Origin of the sequence: Paenalkalicoccus suaedae, assembly GCF_006965545.2 — a bacterium.
Taxonomy (GTDB): domain Bacteria; phylum Bacillota; class Bacilli; order Bacillales; family Salisediminibacteriaceae; genus Paenalkalicoccus; species Paenalkalicoccus suaedae.
Genome location: NZ_CP041372.2, coordinates 3937496 through 3956847, shown reverse-complemented (window position 1 = coordinate 3956847; position 19352 = coordinate 3937496). Strand labels below are relative to the sequence as shown.

Below are 19352 nucleotides of genomic sequence, written 5' to 3'. Positions count from 1 at the left end.
TTTGGAGTAGAGGTGGTAGGCAATGCCAGAAAAACAATTTGAGCTGAATGACGTTGTAGAAATGAAGAAGCAGCATCCATGTGGGGTTAATCGATGGAAAATCATCCGAATGGGGATGGATATACGTATTAAATGCATGGGGTGCGATCACAGTGTCATGTTACCCCGCAAAGACTTTGCCAAAAAGGTGAAACGGGTTATCGGTCAAGATGAGCGTGAGCAGTAGGTGTTGCGAAAAGTCACTGACATCTCTATAATTAATAAGGATGTAGAGACGTTTTGATTTAGGTATATAACGAGAAGGGGCATGATGTATGGCACTAACAACAGGAATTGTCGGGTTACCAAACGTAGGTAAGTCGACGTTATTTAATGCAATTACACAAGCAGGTGCAGAATCAGCAAACTATCCTTTCTGTACGATTGATCCGAACGTAGGAATTGTAGAAGTTCCTGATCATCGTTTACAGAAGCTTACAGAGCTTGTTGATCCACATAAAACAGTACCAACAGCGTTTGAATTTACAGATATTGCTGGAATCGTAGAAGGAGCAAGTAAAGGAGAAGGCCTAGGGAATAAGTTTTTATCTCACATTCGTGAAGTAGACGCTATTTCTCATGTTGTACGTTGCTTTGTTGACGAAAATATCACACACGTGTCAGGTAGCGTAGATCCAATTCGTGATATTCAAATTATTAATTTAGAGCTAATTCTAGCAGACCTTGAAACAATCGAAAAACGTATTGGCAAGGTTGAGAAGATGGCGAAGTCAAAGGATAAGGATGCTGTAGCGGAGTATGAAGTGCTTGTAAAGCTACGTGATGCCTTTGAGAACGAGAAGCCAGCACGAAGCGTAACCTTTACGCAAGAGCAGGAGAAAATTGCAAAGGGATTACACTTACTAACGTGGAAGCCAATTCTTTATGTAGCAAACGTTAGTGAAGATGAGATTCTTGATGCGGACGATAATCCTTACGTTCAAAAGGTTCGTGACTTTGCAGCGGAAGAGAACTCCGAGGTAATTGTTGTTTGTGCAAAGATTGAATCGGAAATCGCAGAGCTCGAAGGGGAAGAAAAGCAAGAGTTCTTAGATGATTTAGGAATCGAAGAGTCTGGTTTAGATCAGCTTATCCGTGCAGCTTATAATCTACTTGGATTAGAGACGTATTTCACAGCTGGTAAGCAAGAAGTACGAGCGTGGACGATTCGTCAAGGTACGAAGGCTCCTCAAGCAGCGGGTGTTATTCATACAGACTTTGAGCGTGGCTTTATTCGTGCTGAAATTGTTGGGTATGATGATTTAATTGATGCAGGTAACATGGCCACTGCAAAAGAAAAAGGGAAAGTGCGTTTAGAAGGTAAAGAATACATCGTCCAAGATGGAGATGTGATTCATTTCCGCTTTAACGTATAAAAATTCTGCTGGAGAGCATGCGAGATGACCGCATTGCTCTCCTTTTTTAGTGTGTTTACTTTCAAAAATTAGTTGTACGAAGGACAAACTTCTGGTACAATAAGAACTTGCGAGCAATTAGCTTGCTCCTTGCTCTTTTCTCTAACGGAAAGGGCCTAGACCAAAAGGAGGTGACAGAACATGCGCAATTATGAAATCATGTACATCGTCCGCCCAGATCTTGAGGAAGCTCAGACGAAGGAAACTGTTGAACGTTTCAACACAATCCTAACGGACAATGGCGCAGAGGTAACGGAAACGAAAGAGGTTGGTAAGAAGCGTCTCGCTTATGAGATCAACGACTTCGCTGACGGATTCTACGTAATTCTTCAAGTTAATGCTCCAAAGCTAGCACTTGATGAATTCACACGCCTAAGTGCAATTAATGATAACATCTTACGTTCTCTAATCGTACGTGAAGATGACTAATAAAAAATAGATTGAAACCACAGTCCAGGGAGGAATTCGGATGTTAAATCGCGTCGTTCTTGTAGGACGATTAACGAAGGATCCTGAATTACGTTATACAGCAAACGGAATTGCCGTTGCATCGTTCACATTAGCTGTAAACCGACCTTTCTCAAATCAGCAGGGCAACCGTGAAGCTGATTTTATCAACTGCGTCGTTTGGCGTAAGCCGGCCGAGAACGTAGCGAACTTCCTCAAAAAAGGTAGTCTTGCTGGTGTTGACGGTCGCATGCAAACCCGTAGCTATGATAATAATGAGGGACGTCGTGTGTATACGACTGAAGTAGTCGCAGATAGCGTCCAGTTCTTAGAGCCACGTAGTGGTGGATCTAACAATGGTGGCGGTAATCAAGGTGGTCAGCAGTATGGTTCTCCACCACCACAACAAGGTGGATACGGGAACAATAATAATGACCAGCAAGGCGGCTACGGTAATTCAAATCAGGGACCTGGATCAGGTTTCGGTCAAGGAAATCAGTCAAATGACGATCCGTTTGCTAGTGATGGCAAGCCAATCGACATTGATGACGATGATTTACCATTCTAATAAAACCGCTGTTTGCGGGTTTACTAAACTTATATAAGAAGGAGGTTGTTCATTATGGCACGTCGTGGTCGTCCAAGACGCCGTAAAGTTTGTTACTTTACAGTAAACAAGATCAAGAAGATTGATTATAAGGATACGGACCTACTAAAGAAGTTCATCTCTGAGCGTGGAAAAATTCTTCCTCGCCGAGTAACTGGAACTTCTGCGAAGTATCAGCGCCAGTTAACTCGTGCGGTTAAACGCGCACGTACAATGGCTCTTTTACCATTCGTAACGGAGTAGTCTATAAAGATAAGAACCATGGCCCCGAGGCTATGGTTCTTTTTTGTATATAGAGAGAAAAAGAAGTTAGGTAAACAAAAATTAATCCATGAGGGGTATTGATGAAAGGTTAAACCTCATTTACTAATTACACAAAAAAATACATAAAAGTTAACATTATTTCATATTATACGTTTAATCGACATTTTTAAAGGGTATTAGTTCAAAGTACTACTATACGTTATTTTCTAAAGCACTCTTTTTACATAGTACGACAATGTTAGACGAGTTTCATCTCGAGAGATGAGTCCTTCCTCTCACTTTTCCCATTATTAGGGCATTTCCCCTCCCCATTTTGAAGCAATCATGATCATCATCGCGTAAATAAGCGCAATAAAAAGAACGCTGTATGTCAGCATGCTTTGTCGTGGTAAGACCTAAACTAGGACCTTTTATCACGTCTTATAGTATTGGTTTTAAAAAGGGAAGACGTCTAACATTATAAGAGTGTGTAAAAATCACGTAATACTTATCAAGGAGGTGCACGAAATGAGTGGACTAATTGATTATATTAGCAGAGACTTTTCTAATATTCTCTCTTACACGATTGAACATATTCAGCTCGTTGGAGTAGCGTTAATTATTGCAATGTTAATAGGAATTCCATTAGGCATCTACTTAACAGCAAACGAAGATTTAGCTGAGACGGTTCTTCAGGTTGCTTCGATTATCCTGACTATTCCGAGTATTGCTCTATTTGGAGTAATGATTCCTATTCTATCAGTCATTAATCAAGGGGTTGGTTTTCTACCAGCAGTTATTGCCTTAATTCTTTATTCTCAGTTACCAATTATTCGAAATACGTATACAGCGATAAATAACGTTGATCCGAATATTCGAGATGCTGCAAAAGGGATAGGGATGACGACATTTCAACGATTAATAAAAGTAGAAATTCCGAATGGATTACCGCTGATCATGGCAGGTGTTCGTACAGCTACTGTATTAAGCATTGGAATTGGAGCGATTGCGGCATTTATTGGTTCTGGAGGGCTTGGTGTCTTAATCAACTCAGGTATCAGTAGAGGGAATTCTAACATGGTCCTAACAGGAGCGATTGCGGTTTCAATACTTGCAATAATTGCAGATCAGACATTAAAGCTAATTCAACGCAAATTCACACCAAAGGGTGTGCAATAACGAGAGATGATGAGGTGACGTACGATGATTGAATTTGATCAAGTTACAAAGGTATATAACGGTGATGTGAAGGCAATCAATAACATTGACCTCACAGTTAATGATGGAGAGTTTGTTATTTTATTAGGTCCTTCTGGTTGTGGGAAAACAACATTACTACGAATGGTAAACCAGTTAGAGACAATGACTGAAGGCGATATTCGCGTTCAAGGTAAGAGCATTTCGGAGTTAAATAAAATCGAGATGAGAAGAAATATTGGGTATGTTATCCAAAGTAACGGATTATTCCCGAATATGACGATCGAAGATAATATGATGATTGTGCCAGATCTACTTGGATGGGATCGAGTCAAAAAGCGTGAACGCTTTAACTACTTAAGTGATCTTGTTGGCCTTGCGCCAGACGAGTTTCGCAACAGATACCCACACGAGCTATCTGGTGGACAGCAACAACGAGTTGGTGTGGCACGAGCATTAGCAGCAGACCCACCGGTTATGCTTATGGACGAGCCTTTTGGAGCGCTTGATCCCATAATTCGTACAAGTATTCAGGATGAGTTTTTAAAGATTCAAAGAGAAGTGAAGAAAACCATTCTATTCGTTAGTCATGATATTGATGAAGCAGTAAGAATGGGTGACCGTATTGCTTTATTACGTGGCGGAGAAATCATGCAGTATGATACACCAACAAACCTTCTTAATCGTCCATCTAACGAGTTTGTGTCTGAATTCGTTGGACAAGATCGCGTCTTAAAGAGTATGAGTCTTTACACGGTAGCTCATCTAATGGACACGATGAACCTAAAAGCGGCAGATCAAACGATTACAGATACAAAAAAAGTAGATATGCATACGTCTCTTCGTAATGTTATTGCGATGCTACTTAATCGTGAGGCAGACCAAATTGTCGCAACGAACGAAACAGGCGAAATTGCTGGAAGATTGTCCCTTGGTTTAATCGAGGAATTCTTAGAGAAGGAAGTAAAAACAAAAGCATAAGGAGGACACATTCATGACACGTAACAAAGCGATTGCGCTAGCAGTCAAAATCGTGTTTTGGGTTCTCATTATAGCTTTCTTCTGGTGGGCATTCACAAGCGAAGCGTTCGCCAAAATATATGAGAGTCCAGGTACGTTTTTTAATCTATTAAGTCAGCACTTAACGATGGTTGGAATATCAGCAGGGCTTGCAATAGTCATTGCCGTACCTCTTGGAATATTTATCACACGACCAAAGTTTAGAAAGTCAGAGTGGTTATTGGTTAACATTGCAAACCTTGGACAAACGATCCCAAGTATTGCGATTCTCGCACTTGCAATGGGCTTTTTAGGAATCGGTATTCGAGCAGCGATTGTGGCGCTCTTCATTTATTCCTTATTACCGATCCTGCAAAATACGATAGCAGGTCTTGATTCCGTCGATCCAGCTGCAAAAGATGCTGCGAAAGGAATGGGACTGACTCCAGCTCAAATTCTGTTTAAAATTGAGCTTCCGTCAGCGTCATACTCGATACTTGCAGGTATACGTACAGCGGTCGTACTGAATATCGGTACAGCGGCGCTAGCTTACTTAATTGGTGGCGGAGGTCTCGGAGTGTGGATCTTTACAGGGATTCAATTATTCGATCCGCAATTTTTGATTTCAGGAGCTGTACCAGTCACTTTATTAGCAATTTTAGTTGACTATATGTTTAGAGGGCTTCAATTTGCTGTTGTACCAAAAGGGTTACGACTAGCTAGACAGGCTGCGATTAAGCAAGCCTAATAAAATGAGATAAAAGGGGCGAATGAAACGATGAAAAAAGCAATTGGTGTAGTTGGGTTAGCGTCTGTAGCATTACTTGGGGCATGCTCAAGCGGAGATCAAGTAACAGTAGGTGCTAAAAACTTTACAGAACAATTTATCTTAGCAAAGATGACAGAGCTTTTACTTGAACAAGAAGGCTACGAGGTAGAAATGAGAGATAATCTTGGTTCTACAGCACTTCGCCAAGCATTAGAAAACGGTCAAGTTGACGTGACATGGGATTATACAGGTACAGGCCTTGTTACGTATAACGGAGAAGATCCAATTGCAGATGTTGATGAGGCATTTGCTCGTATTCAAGAAGTGGATGGAGAGCAAGGTATCACGTGGACAAATATATCTGAAGTTAATAACACGTATACACTAGTTATGCGTGAGGATCAGGCGAATGAGCTTGGAATTGAGAGCATTAGTGACTTATCAGATTATGTAAATGATAATCCTGGTGAATTCCGTATGGCATCGGACGCAGAGTTTGCAAACCGTCCAGATGGTCTTCCAGGTGTCTACGAGACTTACGGCTTCGAGTTTGGTGATGCTCAAGTAATTGAGATGAACTATGGTCTTAACTACGATGCTATTGGGAACGAAGAGGTGGAAGTTGCAGTAGGATTCTCGACAGACAGCCGTATTCCAGAGCTTAACTTAATTAATCTTGAGGATGACATGGATTTCTTCCCAGCCTATAGTGCTGCGGTATCTATGACTACGGAAATTTATGAAGAGTTCCCAGAGATGGAGGAAGTGTTCCAGAGAATGGCCGATATTTTAGACAGTGAAATTATGGCTGAGCTTAACTACCAGGTCGATATTGAGCAACGAAATGTGGACGAGGTAGCAGAAGAATTCCTTCAGGAAAGTGGTCTACTCGAGTAAATACGTACGTATAGCTAGTAAATGCGTGCTACCAAATATTTGGAGAAATGGCGCCATGACGATGTATTGTCATGGCGCCATTTGACTCCAATTTTCGTACTCAAAAGTCCCACGACCGCCATACTTTGTTTTTTTAAGCGATAGCGTGATAAAATAGACAGGTTAAGAAGAAGCTAGAAATGAGGTACATGAATGGAACAATCAACTATGTTTAAAGACGGTATCATTGCTATCGCCGTCTATGTTCTTTTAGGGTTTTTAACGTTACTCGTTCCGATAGTAGGACTTGTGACCTTCTTTTTTGCTGCTGTGCCATTAGCGTTATTTACGTATCGCTATTCGTGGAAAAGCGGAGCGGTTGCCCTGAGCGGAGCATTTCTGCTATTTTTCCTCTTAGCAGGACCAGTTTCTCTTTTATCCATCTTCCTTAATGGAATAACAGGGATTATTATCGGGGAGCTTTATCGGCAAAAAAAATCGGCTTTCGGTGTGTTTGCTGGATCAGCGCTAAGTACGATTGGTGGCATACTGGCGTTATATTTGGGAGCAATTATATTCTTAAATGTTAACCCGGTAGAAGAGATTCAGACGGCTATGACAGAGTCTGTGGAGCAGACAGAGGAGCTGTTTGGCGTTACTCAGGACCAAGAGGAAGCACTAGCTCCAATGCTTGGATTTATTGATGAGCTGACAGTCATTGCTCCAGCGCTTATCGTGATGTTTGGTACAGGAATCGCATTATTTATTCAGCTTGTCATTGCTCGCTTTTTGAAGAAGCGCAAGCTACCTTATGCACCATTTCCACCTCTGCGTGAGTGGAGCTTACCTAAATCCTTCTTTTGGTATTACCTGCTAACGTTCGTGTTTTTATTTGCACAGCCAGAGCCTGGTACTACGTTTTATACGGTTGGAGCTAATTTAACTCCCGTATTAGAGGCCGCGATGTTCATTCAAGGTGTGACGTTTCTATTCTTCTTTTTCCATATGAAAAAGCTGAATAAAATCATTCCAATTTTGATTACAGTGTTTGCGCTTCTTTTACCAATTTTCCTTCCTATTATAAGAATCTTAGGTATAATTGACTTAGGTTTCGACTTAAGAAAGCGATTGAACTCGCAAAACTAGGAGTTGTATAAAATGCCAAAATTCCTGATGAAACGATGGCATGGCTACCACGTCGTTATCTTGTTCGCTATCGCATTTCTCGTAACAGGCGGTCTCATGTCTTTTGACTGGCGGCTAGGTTTAGCGGGGTTTGTAGCACTTGTTGCGATGCTTTTTTTTACCGTGCGCGCACGAGTTCAGTTCGAGCGAGAATTATCTGCCTATCTATCGACGCTCACCTATAGGGTGAACAAAGCGGGCGAAGAGGCTGTGACTAAACTGCCAATCGGTATGCTCCTCTATAATGAGGATCTGCTGATTCAATGGACCAATCCATATATTCAGAAGATGACGGAAAGTGATTTAATCGGGACTTCGATGGACATTTTATCGGAGGAGCTCATTGATCACGTTAACGAAGAAAAACGTAGCTTTCTCCTGCACGTGCGTGACGAGAACTATCGAGTCATTCATGAGCCTAACGAGCGTTTGCTGTATTTCTTAAACGTAACGGAGGAGCAGGAATTTAAGGATCTATTTGAGCGTGATAAAACGGTAATCGGTGTTATCTATTTGGATAACTATGATGAAGTGACACAGGGAATGGATGATCAGGTTCGCAGTAAATTACTCTCACATGTAACAGATGCGCTGAATCAGTGGTCAAGAGAGCACGATATTTTAATTCGTCGTACATCCTCTGATAAGTTTTTAGCGGTATTTAATGAGGATGCTTTAGCGTCACTTGAATCAAGCCGCTTCACACTCTTAGATGAAGTGAGAGAGAATACCGCAGCTGAGAAGGTTGCGTTAACGCTAAGTATTGGAATCGGGAGTGGCGAAACGTCGCTGAGAGAGCTTGGAGCACTGGCTCAATCGAGCTTAGACTTAGCTTTAGGACGTGGTGGAGACCAGGTTGCCATTAAAGAGAAGAGCGGGAAAGTTCGCTTTTATGGTGGAAAATCGAATGCGATGGAAAAACGAACGCGAGTGCGAGCACGAGTGATCTCTCATGCGATTCGTGACTTCATTTTAGAGAGTGATAAAGTGTTTGTTATGGGGCATAAAAACCCGGACATGGACTCTATAGGAGCCGCCATTGGTATGCTTAAGATTGCTGCCGCAAATGGTAAAGACAGCTATATCGTGTTAGACTCCGACGATGTTAATCAGAGCGTCCACAAGCTCCTTAAGGAGATCCAAGAGCATGATGATCTTTGGTCGCAGTTTATAAGCCCTGAAGAAGCACGTGAAGAGCTTACGGATGACACGCTTATGGTCGTAGTAGACACACACAGACCGTCACTTGTTTTAGATTCGAAGCTAGTGGATAAAGTAGATCGTACGATTGTTATTGATCACCATCGACGTGGCGAAGAGTTTATTGATGATGCGGTACTCGTCTATATGGAGCCTTATGCTTCCTCTACAGCAGAGCTTGTAACAGAGCTTTTAGAGTACCAGCCAAATCAACCGGCACTAGACGTGCTTGAATCAACGGCTTTGCTTGCCGGCATTATCGTCGATACGAAGAGCTTTGCCATTCGCACGGGATCTCGGACATTTGATGCTGCCTCCTATTTGCGTAGTCGCGGAGCAGATACAACACTTGTCCAAAAGCTACTTAAAGAGGATCTCGATCATTACGTGAAGAGATCAAAGCTGATTGAACAGGCTCATGTTTATTCTGGCGGCGTCGCTATCGCCCGTGGTTATGCAGGCGAAACGTATGGGCAGGTTTTAATTGCACAAGCAGCTGATACGTTACTCACGATGAATGATGTTGTGGCTTCCTTCGTTATTTCTAAAATTGCAGATGGAAGACTAAGTATAAGCGCTCGCTCACTCGGTGAGGTCAACGTTCAGCTCATTATGGAAAAAATGGGCGGCGGAGGTCACTTGACCAACGCAGCAACACAGCTTGATAAGATGACAGAAGAAGAAGCAGAAGAACTGCTCAAAGAAAAAATAGATGAATACTTTAAGGGAGTGGAATAACACCATGCAAGTAATTTTACTTCAAGATGTTAAAGGCCAAGGTAAAAAGGGAGACGTTAAAAACGTACCGGATGGATATGCACGCAACTTTCTTTTCAAAAATAACCTAGCAGTTGAAGCAAACGCAGGGAATATGAAATCTCTTGAGAAGAAGAAAGAAAGCCAGGAGAAACAGGCGGAACAAGAGCTTGAGGGCGCAAAGAAATATAAGGAAGAGCTTGAGAAGCTAACGATTGAGCTAACGGCGAAAGCTGGTGAAGGCGGTCGACTCTTTGGTGCTGTCACAAGTAAGCAAATTGCTGAGCAGCTTAAGAAAATGGATTTAAAGATCGATAAGCGTAAGATCGATTTAAATGAACCGATTCGTGCGCTAGGATACTCGAATGTGGACGTGAAAATCCACCCGAAGGTAACGGCGACACTAAAGGTTCACGTAAAAGAAGCATAAGGTGAGGAAGAGAGGGAACCGACTATGAGCGAAGAATTTACAGATCGGACGCCTCCTCAAAATATAGAAGCAGAGCAGGCGGTGCTAGGAGCGATTTTTTTAGAAGGTGAAGCTCTTATCACCGCCTCCGAGCGTTTAGTGCCGGAAGATTTTTATCGTGTTGCACATCAGCGTATTTTTAGTGTGATGCTCGAGCTAGCTGCTAAGGGGGAGCCTGTCGATCTCGTAACAATCACCGATGATTTGAATCAAAAACAGTGGCTAGACGAAGTTGGCGGCATTCCGTACTTAACAGATTTAGCAAACGCAGTACCGACAGCTGCAAACGTCCTGTACTATACGCAAATTGTTGAAGAGAAGTCGTTACTACGCCGCCTCATTCGTGTAGCAACAAACATTACAACAGAAGGCTATGCGGGCGAAGATGATGTAGAAGCGATTTTAGGCGATGCGGAGAAAGCAATCCTCGAGGTTTCGCAACGGAAATCGTCTGGAGAATTTGTTGATATTAAAGAGGTCCTCATTGAGGCATTTGATAAAATTGAGCTTTTACAGCACACAGCTGGAGAAGTAACTGGCGTACCAACCGGATTCTCCGAGCTTGATCGCATGACGGCTGGCTTCCAAAAGAACGATTTAATTATCGTAGCGGCCCGTCCATCGGTAGGTAAGACGGCCTTTGCACTTAACATTTCGCAAAACGTTGCGACCAAAACCGATGAGAACGTCGCCATCTTTAGTTTAGAGATGGGTGCCGATCAGCTTGTCATGCGTATGCTTTGTGCCGAGGGTAATATTAATGCGCAGCGCCTCCGTACTGGTCAGCTTGAGGACGAGGACTGGCAGCGTCTTACAATGGCGATGGGCAGCTTATCGAAGGCTGGTATCTACATTGATGATACGCCAGGTATTAAAGTGAAGGAGATCCGTGCCAAATGCCGTAAGCTAAGGCAGGAACGCGGTCTAGGAATGATCATGATTGACTACTTACAGCTCATTCAAGGTGACGCTCGCAGTAGTGAGGGTCGTCAGCAGGAGGTGTCAGAGATCTCCCGTGAATTAAAAGGTCTTGCCCGTGAGCTTGAGGTACCTGTAATTGCCTTGTCACAGCTTTCGCGTGGGGTAGAGTCACGTCAGGACAAACGTCCAATGATGTCCGACATTCGTGAATCTGGATCGATTGAGCAGGATGCCGATATCGTCGCCTTCTTATACCGAGATGATTACTATGATCGCGAATCCGAGAAAAAGGATATTATCGAGATCATCATTGCCAAGCAACGTAACGGTCCAGTTGGCACCGTCGAGCTTGCCTTCGTAAAGGAGTACAATAAATTCGTTAACTTAGAGCGTCGTTTTGACGAGGGAGATATCCCTCCAGGCGCGTAGAGTCTCTCCTTGTGAGGGGCTTTTTTTGTTGGAGGAAGATTTAGATGTAGGTAGGAGATTTGATAGTTTGGGTAGCTGTGCTGAATTTAGAGGGGGTGGTGCTAAATTGGAGGAGGATGGTGCAAAAATTAGGCGAGGTTGTGCCAAAACGCGAGCATATTGTGCAAAAATGGGAATGAATTAGGTTGCTAAAGTGCGTTTGGTGTGGACTATCTTTTTAGAGAGGACAGATATCATGATAGAAACCAAATTAATTGCTAAAGTGTCAGCATGCAAGGGCTAGTGCGGTTACCTAAAGCCACCCCCTAGAAGCATCCCTAAAAAGGTTTCTATCAAAAAGGTAATAACGAACATTAATATATTATTCGCAGATAACGTTCGGTATTTTATTGACTATCTGCACGAAAACTGGTAAACTTACCATGGTTAAAAAGGAAGTACGGAAAATTGCGGAGGTGTTTGGCAATGCCATCAGTTGTAGTAGTAGGAACCCAGTGGGGCGATGAAGGTAAAGGTAAAATTACGGATTATTTGTCGGAAAACGCAGAGATGATTGCACGTTATCAAGGAGGAAATAACGCAGGTCACACGATCGTGTTTAACGATACGAAGTATAAGCTACACTTAATTCCATCAGGAATCTTTTATTCGGATAAAACGTGTGTGATCGGGAACGGTATGGTTATTGATCCGAAGGCGCTTGTAGAGGAGCTTGCTTATTTACATGAGCGTAATGTGGATACGAGCAACCTGCGTATTAGTAATCGTGCGCACGTGATTCTGCCTTACCACTTAAAGCTTGATATCGTGGAAGAGGAGTCAAAGGGAGCGAACAAGATTGGGACGACTCGTAAGGGAATTGGCCCAGCTTACATGGATAAAGCAGCTCGCGTTGGGATTCGTATTGCTGACCTATTAGACCGCGAGACATTTGAAGAAAAGCTAGAAGTAAATCTACGTGAAAAGAACCGCATTCTTGAGCGTATCTACGAAGTAGACGGATTTACGAAGGAAGAGATTCTAGAGGAATACTTTGACTATGGGCAGCAAATTGCGAAATACGTGGCGGACACGTCTGTTATCTTAAACGACGGATTAGATGACGGAAAGCGCGTGCTATTCGAAGGTGCACAGGGCGTTATGCTCGATATTGACCAAGGAACGTATCCGTTCGTTACATCTTCTAACCCAATCGCAGGTGGCGTCACGATCGGTTCTGGTGTTGGTCCATCACGTATTAATCATGTTGTTGGCGTATCAAAAGCGTATACAACTCGCGTTGGTGACGGTCCTTTCCCAACAGAACTACACGATAAGATTGGTGATCAAATTCGTGAAATTGGTAAGGAGTATGGTACAACGACAGGTCGTCCACGTCGTGTAGGCTGGTTTGATAGCGTTGTTGTACGTCATGCTCGTCGCGTGAGCGGAATTACCGATCTATCCCTTAACTCGATTGATGTATTAACAGGAATTGAGACACTTAAAATTTGTGTTGCCTACAAATATCGTGGCGAGATCATGGAAGAGTTCCCAGCGAGCCTGAAGGTGTTAGCTGAGTGTGAGCCGGTTTACGAAGAAATGCCAGGTTGGACAGAGGACATTACTGGGGTTAAGTCGTTACATGAGCTCCCTAAAAATGCGCTCTTCTATATTGAGCGAATTTCTCAGCTTACAGGTATTCCACTATCTATCTTCTCCGTGGGCCCTGACCGTAAGCAAACAAACTTAGTGCGTGGCGTATTTGCATAAGTAGCATGTCGGCGTCCTACCCGGGCGCTGACTATTTTTTTGGGATGAAAAGAGGGTCGGCGGAGTCGGACTATGTCGGGAGAATGGGTCCTGTTACCTCAATCAAAGTGGAAGCTTGGAGCAGCTTTGTGGAAAAGACTCGACTCTTTTTAAACAAAAAGAAAATTAATCTTCAAAAAGGTATTGCAAAAGAAATTATATGGTGATAATATAAATCTTGTCGCCAAGAACAAAACGTCTTAGCGCGAAGCAAAGATTAGTATCATGCTATAGTTTGGCCCGTTGGTCAAGTGGTTAAGACACCGCCCTTTCACGGCGGTAACACGGGTTCGAATCCCGTACGGGTCACCATTTTAAATATAAGGTTGACAGTGAATGTCATACTGTAGTATAGTTAATTTTGTCGCACAAGACATAATATCATTGTCGCGGGGTGGAGCAGTCTGGTAGCTCGTTGGGCTCATAACCCAAAGGTCGGTGGTTCAAATCCGCCCCCCGCAACCAATTACATAGAAGGCACATAATTTAAAAGGTCCCGTGGTGTAGCGGTTAACATGCCTGCCTGTCACGCAGGAGATCGCGGGTTCGATTCCCGTCGGGACCGCCATTTTTTTATAAAAAACTCTATACAGCCTTACATGGCTCGGTAGCTCAGTCGGTAGAGCAACGGACTGAAAATCCGTGTGTCGGCGGTTCGATTCCGTCCCGAGCCACCATGTTTGTTTGCTGGCCTAGCTCAATTGGTAGAGCAACTGACTTGTAATCAGTAGGTTGGGGGTTCAAGTCCTCTGGCCAGCACCACGCATATCTTACGTACACTACCTCATCATGGTGATGAAGGTGGTTTTTTTGTGTTTTTTTGGGGTAGATGCGGGGGGAGTTGAGTGACGGACACGGGTTTGGTTTATAGTAGAGGAGGGTGCGGAGTGTTTACGGGGTGTGAAGTGACGTAAACGTTCTTGTAGATGGTGCAAACGTTGTTCAAAGTGATGCAAACGGAGCTCCATTTGATGCAAACAAAAATGCCAGACGCATACGAAAACCGAAGTGACGCAACGGCCCTCTCATTTGATGCATACGCTTGGCAAGTAACCACCAATACAAGCTTCTTCTTATTACAGTACTTACTGCCGACCTAGTGAAGCACCGACCACCAAAGAACCCACCAAAAGAACCAACCAACACCGACAGAATATGTCATACGCCCGTAACTAGACAAAGCGTATGTTATGATAGACAATAGAAGTACCACTGTTTTTTTAATGTAGCTGATACCCCGTCATGAGATAAGCATGACGGGTTTTTGTAAAAAATAGCATAAATACCTTATTAATAGATAACGAATGGTCATTTTTTTAGGAGGTAGGAGAGTTATGGATAAGCAGAAGATTTTAGTTGTGGATGATGAGAAGCCAATTGCAGATATATTAAAATTCGGCCTTGAGAAAGAGGGCTTTGATGTTATTGTTGCCTATGATGGTAACGATGCTGTTGAGAAAGTGAAGGAGCATGTACCAAATTTAATTTTACTTGATATTATGCTTCCGTATCGCGATGGGATGGAAGTTTGTCGGGAAGTGCGTAAGACGTATGATATGCCGATTATTATGCTGACTGCGAAGGATTCGGAGATTGATAAAGTACTAGGTCTAGAGCTTGGTGCAGATGACTACGTCACGAAGCCGTTTAGTACGAGAGAGCTGATTGCGCGAGTGAAAGCCAATTTACGTCGTAATCAAAGGTCATCCGATAATGAATCGGAAAACAAGAATATTGAGATTGGACCGCTACTTATTCAGCCAGATGCGTATTTAGTTACAAAGCGTGGAGAGCCGATTGAACTGACTCATCGTGAGTTTGAGCTCATTCATTATTTAGCTCGTCACACAGGACAAGTCATGACGCGTGAGCACCTCTTACAGGCAGTATGGGGATATGATTACTTTGGAGATGTAAGAACGGTTGATGTTACAGTACGACGACTACGAGAGAAGGTAGAAGATAACCCAAGTAATCCAGCATGGATCGTAACACGAAGAGGAGTTGGCTATTATCTTCGCCAAGCAGATCAGGAGAGTTAATGAATGAAAAAGATTCGCTTCTATAAATCAATTCATGTCAAAATCGTTACGATATATGTTTTGCTTATTATGATTGCGATGCAGGTTATCGGCGTGTATTTTACTGGACAGCTGGAAGGACAGCTGAGCGATAACTTTACTGGGACGTTAAATGAGCGAGCAAGCTTGCTCGCTTATAACGTCGAGCAAGAGATGACGCGTGAGACCGAAGAGGATAGCTTGAGTCTCGAGGCCCGAATATCCAACATTTTGCGTAGTGACGCCTTTAGTATGGAAAATGCGGACGTTCAGGTCATAGACATTAACAGTGTCGTGTTAACCGCTACGAGTCCGTCACAAAGTAACAGGGTCGGACAGAGGGCGACAGACCCGCGTATTAAACAGGCGCTCCTTGGCATTCGTGACCCTGAGCCAGATATCATGCGTAATACCCAAAACGGGAACCGGACGAGTGTTATGGCGGTTCCGATCGAGTCCGAAAATCAGCAGGTTATAGGTGCTGTGTATATTGAAGCCTCGATGGAGGATATTTATGATCAGATGCAGGAGATCAATCAGATTCTCTTTGCAGGAACGGCCATTGCACTTGGCTTAACAGCGGCTCTCGGTATTTTCTTATCGCGAACGATTACGCGTCCGATTGTGGATATGAAACGACAGGCTGTTGTCATGGGTAAGGGAGATTTCTCGCGTTACGTAAAGGTATATGGGGACGATGAGATTGGACAACTTGCTAGGACGTTTAATGATTTAACCGACAAGCTCCAGGATGCGAATGCTACGACGGAGGGTGAGAGACGAAAGCTTGCGTCCGTATTAACGCATATGACAGACGGAGTTATTGCGACGGATCGCGAGGGGAACGTTATTCTGATGAACCGTCGGGCTGAGGAGATGCTGGATAAAAAGCAGGAGTCGATTGTTGGCTCGAGCTTACTAAAGCTCCTTAATTTAGACAAGTTTATGAAGCTTGAGGATATGTATACGTTTAAGGATCCACTTCTTCTTGATTTTGATGTGGTTGATCAAGAGATTGTGATCGAGGCTAATTTTTCTGTCATTGAAAAAGAGAATGGACAAGAGAATGGGGTAATTGCGGTACTGCATGATGTGACGGAGCAGGAGCGCGTGGAGGAAGAGCGTCGCGAGTTTGTGGCGAATGTCTCCCATGAGCTACGTACGCCGCTCACGTCGATGAAGAGCTATTTAGAAGCGCTACAGGACGGGGCGTTGCAGGATCCAGATATTGCACCACAGTTCCTTGAGGTGACGGCGAACGAGACGGACCGAATGATTCGTCTTGTCAATGATTTGCTACAGCTTTCTAAAATGGATAGTAAAGATTACAACATGAATGTTGCGACGATTCATGCGCCGCAGCTAATTAATCAGGTTGTCGATCGGTTTGAAATGTCGACGAAGAATCAAGCAATTGACTTTAAGCGTAAGATTGTGGACGAGCCGATTGCCATTAAAGGAGATCGGGACAAGCTCATGCAGCTGATGGACAATATTGTATCGAACGCTGTTAAGTACTCTCCTGAAGGTGGCTCCATCACAGTTTCGTTAAAGCAAGAAAAGGATCGTATCGTCGTTAGTGTAAAAGATGAGGGCGTTGGGATTCCGAAAGAAAATATTCCGAACGTATTCGATCGCTTCTATCGCGTTGATAAGGCTCGCTCGCGTAACCTTGGTGGGACGGGACTTGGACTTGCGATTGCGAAGGAGATTGCACTTGCGCACGGAGGTAATATTTGGGTAAGCAGTGAGTGGGGGAAAGGCACGACGTTTTCATTCAGCTTGCCGTATGCTGAGGAAGTGGTGATTCCAGAATGATCGAGAACGTAAAAACGGTTGTTTTGTGGGTAATGATTTTGACGAGTATTACATTGACGTTCCTCGTGTGGACATATCAGCCGGATCTTGAGCCATTAGACGAAACGGATGATGTATACATTGATATCGAGAACCTCGGTGAGACGCGTACCAACCTAGAGCTTCTTATGCCAAGGGAAGTAATTGCACACGATCGTAACAGTGAAGCCATGTATTGGATTCACCCAACAGACGATCGGTATGAGGAGCTGATGGTTCGCCTCTCTAATATAGAGCTTGAGATGATGACAGAGATGGGCGCAACAAATGCACCGTCTCTTGAAGGCTCAATGAGAGGAATTGAGCTCGTTTTTGAAACGCCAATTGATGGCGACTGGCTACAAGAAATCTTTCAAATAGATGAAGAGGATATTATGATTGATTCCGTGGATCGTATTATTGTTCGCGAAACGCCATCAGCGAATACAGATGTCCTCATCCAGTTTATAGATTACACGAATGAAACGGTATTTGAATCAAATACCGAACTTTCAAGCACACAGCTTCAAAATTTTTATGATGGGACCGAGCAATTTCGCACGCCTGTCGAAAAAAGAGTATTTCAACCAAATGGGACAAGTAGTTTTGAAGAGATTAGCTATGTGACAACGGAATCGTTCAGTATGCCTGTTTTAACCTATGAGTCAAGGTCTCTGCCGATTACGTCGTTTATTCAAACGCTGTTTTCTAATCCAGACTACGTGAACCAGTATTTCCAAGCGAATCAGGAGAATTTATATACAGATGGGTATCGCGTTATGAATATGAGTGAGAATAACTCCGTTTTGACGTATATTCGCCCAGATATTAGTTCTTCAAACCCGATCACACAATCGATCCTGCAGGCAAGCTCCGAATTTGTTAACGGTCATTTTGGGTGGACAGATGACTATTATGCGATGGATTGGTCAGAGTCTGGAATGACGGATCACATTACGTATAGATTGCATGTCGACGGTATGCCAGTTATGGATGCCAATACAAATCAAGCTGGGCATTATTCGATTGAAATTGCACGATCAGGTAGTCAAATAACAGAGTATGTTCGTCCTATGTTCCAACTAGAGGACGAGCCTTTAATGAACGTTGATTCGAGAGAGACCCTCCCTGCGTTTAGCGATTTAGAGGAGCAAATAGAGCAGAACGAACCATTTTCGATTGAAGAGGTGGAGGATATTCGCGTTGGTCTTGAAATGAACAGGCAAAATTCCTATGCTTTCTTTACACCTAGCTGGTTTGTGAAGGTCGGCGGATCGTGGCTACAAATAGGTATTCCAGAGGATCGGGAGAGGCAGGTGTTTAACGATGGACTGGAGTAAAACAAAATCCATTTTTATTGTCACCTTTTTTATGCTTAACATATTCCTTGGCTATCAGCTCTACGAAAAGCAGGCACAGCGGCAAATTAGTGATCTGCCTTCTTGGGAGCTTGAATCGCAAATCGCGGAGCAGAATATTGATATTCAAATAGAAGATCCGGAAGAGACGCTGTATGGTGCACCGATAACAGCACAGATACGAACATTTCAAGAGCCGTTTTTAAATCAGGAGCTAGAGGATCAAACAATTACGCTGTTAAACGATTCCATTATTACGTCAGAGCTTGATACACCAGTAAGACTTGTTTCATCTAATTTGCGAGCAAGCGTAGAGGCATTCTTAAGCCAGAACTATGTGCTAAATGGGGATCGCTATGAGTTTGCTGCGCATGATGAAGATGAGGGAGTTATTGGTCTCTACCAAACGTATGATGGGATTAAAATTGATCAGTATGATCGGGAGAATTTTCATTTACTGCTATTTTTAAATGAGGAAGGTAATATTGATTCCTATCAGCAAACGTATTTAGCTATTACAGAGCAGGGAGCTGAGCAGGAGCTATTGTCCCCTGTTAAAGTTATCGAAGTGCTGATGAGGGAATCGCAGCTTCCGCCAAACTCGGTGGTAGATGGTGCGGAGCTTGGTTACTATAATCGAGTAGAGATTGACGCAGACTTTCAAGTGTATGCACCAGTATGGCGCATTCAAGCAAACGACGAATATTATTTTGTCGACGCCATTAGAGGCGAATTACAATCCAGCAACTAAAGGG

At 43.3% G+C, this 19352-nt stretch carries 19 protein-coding genes and 5 tRNA genes; all 24 read left to right on the top strand.

Annotation, left to right across the window (positions count from 1 at the left end):
• Positions 1-22: 22 nt before the first annotated feature.
• The 24 genes from FLK61_RS19905 (at position 23) to FLK61_RS19795 (ending at position 19348) form a co-directional block, all read left to right on the top strand.
• Positions 23-226, top strand: a complete 204-nt coding sequence (locus tag FLK61_RS19905; protein ID WP_176011071.1) for a DUF951 domain-containing protein — start codon at positions 23-25, stop codon at positions 224-226.
• A gap of 88 nt (positions 227-314) precedes the next feature.
• The gene (gene ychF / locus FLK61_RS19900; protein WP_176011070.1) at positions 315-1415 is read left to right on the top strand and encodes a redox-regulated ATPase YchF; all 1101 of its coding nucleotides are present in this window, start codon (positions 315-317) and stop codon (positions 1413-1415) included.
• A 180-nt stretch (positions 1416-1595) separates the two neighbouring features.
• Positions 1596-1883, top strand: coding sequence for a 30S ribosomal protein S6 (gene rpsF / locus FLK61_RS19895; protein WP_176011069.1), 288 nt, complete (start codon positions 1596-1598; stop codon positions 1881-1883).
• A 40-nt stretch (positions 1884-1923) separates the two neighbouring features.
• Entirely contained in the window at positions 1924-2469 is a 546-nt protein-coding gene (gene ssb, locus FLK61_RS19890) for a single-stranded DNA-binding protein (protein WP_176011068.1), read from the top strand.
• Positions 2470-2523: 54 nt separating this feature from the next.
• Positions 2524-2751, top strand: a complete 228-nt coding sequence (gene rpsR, locus FLK61_RS19885) for a 30S ribosomal protein S18 (RefSeq protein ID WP_176011067.1) — start codon at positions 2524-2526, stop codon at positions 2749-2751.
• Positions 2752-3279: 528 nt separating this feature from the next.
• Positions 3280-3930, top strand: coding sequence for an ABC transporter permease (locus FLK61_RS19880; RefSeq protein WP_176011066.1), 651 nt, complete (start codon positions 3280-3282; stop codon positions 3928-3930).
• Positions 3931-3954: 24 nt separating this feature from the next.
• Positions 3955-4929 (top strand): ABC transporter ATP-binding protein, encoded by a 975-nt coding sequence (locus FLK61_RS19875; RefSeq protein ID WP_176011065.1) that lies wholly within the window; start codon positions 3955-3957, stop codon positions 4927-4929.
• Positions 4930-4942: 13 nt separating this feature from the next.
• Entirely contained in the window at positions 4943-5695 is a 753-nt protein-coding gene (locus tag FLK61_RS19870; protein WP_176011064.1) for an ABC transporter permease, read from the top strand.
• A gap of 30 nt (positions 5696-5725) precedes the next feature.
• Complete coding sequence (locus FLK61_RS19865; RefSeq protein ID WP_176011063.1) at positions 5726-6613, top strand: ABC transporter substrate-binding protein; 888 nt, start codon at positions 5726-5728, stop codon at positions 6611-6613.
• A 192-nt stretch (positions 6614-6805) separates the two neighbouring features.
• Complete coding sequence (locus FLK61_RS19860) at positions 6806-7738, top strand: YybS family protein (RefSeq protein ID WP_176011062.1); 933 nt, start codon at positions 6806-6808, stop codon at positions 7736-7738.
• 12 nt (positions 7739-7750) lie between these two features.
• Positions 7751-9715 carry a DHH family phosphoesterase gene (locus FLK61_RS19855; protein WP_176011061.1) on the top strand — a complete coding sequence of 655 codons (1965 nt, stop codon included), beginning with the start codon at positions 7751-7753 and terminating at the stop codon, positions 9713-9715.
• A gap of 4 nt (positions 9716-9719) precedes the next feature.
• Positions 9720-10163 carry a 50S ribosomal protein L9 gene (rplI, locus tag FLK61_RS19850; RefSeq protein WP_176011060.1) on the top strand — a complete coding sequence of 148 codons (444 nt, stop codon included), beginning with the start codon at positions 9720-9722 and terminating at the stop codon, positions 10161-10163.
• A gap of 24 nt (positions 10164-10187) precedes the next feature.
• On the top strand, positions 10188-11552 hold the full coding sequence (gene dnaB / locus FLK61_RS19845; protein ID WP_176011059.1) for a replicative DNA helicase: 1365 nt from the start codon (positions 10188-10190) through the stop codon (positions 11550-11552).
• A 465-nt stretch (positions 11553-12017) separates the two neighbouring features.
• On the top strand, positions 12018-13304 hold the full coding sequence (locus FLK61_RS19840) for an adenylosuccinate synthase (protein WP_176011058.1): 1287 nt from the start codon (positions 12018-12020) through the stop codon (positions 13302-13304).
• 276 nt (positions 13305-13580) lie between these two features.
• A tRNA-Glu gene (locus FLK61_RS19835) sits at positions 13581-13655 on the top strand.
• A 76-nt stretch (positions 13656-13731) separates the two neighbouring features.
• A tRNA-Met gene (locus FLK61_RS19830) sits at positions 13732-13808 on the top strand.
• A 27-nt stretch (positions 13809-13835) separates the two neighbouring features.
• Positions 13836-13911, top strand: a tRNA-Asp gene (locus FLK61_RS19825).
• Between the two features lie 33 nt (positions 13912-13944).
• Positions 13945-14020 (top strand) — tRNA-Phe (locus FLK61_RS19820).
• Between the two features lie 9 nt (positions 14021-14029).
• A tRNA-Thr gene (locus FLK61_RS19815) sits at positions 14030-14105 on the top strand.
• Positions 14106-14314: 209 nt separating this feature from the next.
• The gene (locus FLK61_RS20290; RefSeq protein WP_283811872.1) at positions 14315-14443 is read left to right on the top strand and encodes a hypothetical protein; all 129 of its coding nucleotides are present in this window, start codon (positions 14315-14317) and stop codon (positions 14441-14443) included.
• 234 nt (positions 14444-14677) lie between these two features.
• Positions 14678-15385: a response regulator YycF gene (gene yycF, locus FLK61_RS19810; RefSeq protein ID WP_176011057.1), complete on the top strand. Its 708-nt coding sequence runs from the start codon at positions 14678-14680 to the stop codon at positions 15383-15385.
• A 3-nt stretch (positions 15386-15388) separates the two neighbouring features.
• Complete coding sequence (gene walK / locus FLK61_RS19805; protein ID WP_176011056.1) at positions 15389-17221, top strand: cell wall metabolism sensor histidine kinase WalK; 1833 nt, start codon at positions 15389-15391, stop codon at positions 17219-17221.
• Positions 17218-18579, top strand: coding sequence for a YycH family regulatory protein (locus FLK61_RS19800; protein ID WP_176011055.1), 1362 nt, complete (start codon positions 17218-17220; stop codon positions 18577-18579). The genes walK and FLK61_RS19800 overlap by 4 nt, the downstream gene beginning before the upstream one ends.
• Positions 18566-19348: a two-component system regulatory protein YycI gene (locus FLK61_RS19795; protein WP_176011054.1), complete on the top strand. Its 783-nt coding sequence runs from the start codon at positions 18566-18568 to the stop codon at positions 19346-19348. Before FLK61_RS19800 ends, FLK61_RS19795 begins: the two co-directional genes overlap by 14 nt.
• The last annotated feature ends 4 nt before the right edge of the window (positions 19349-19352 follow it).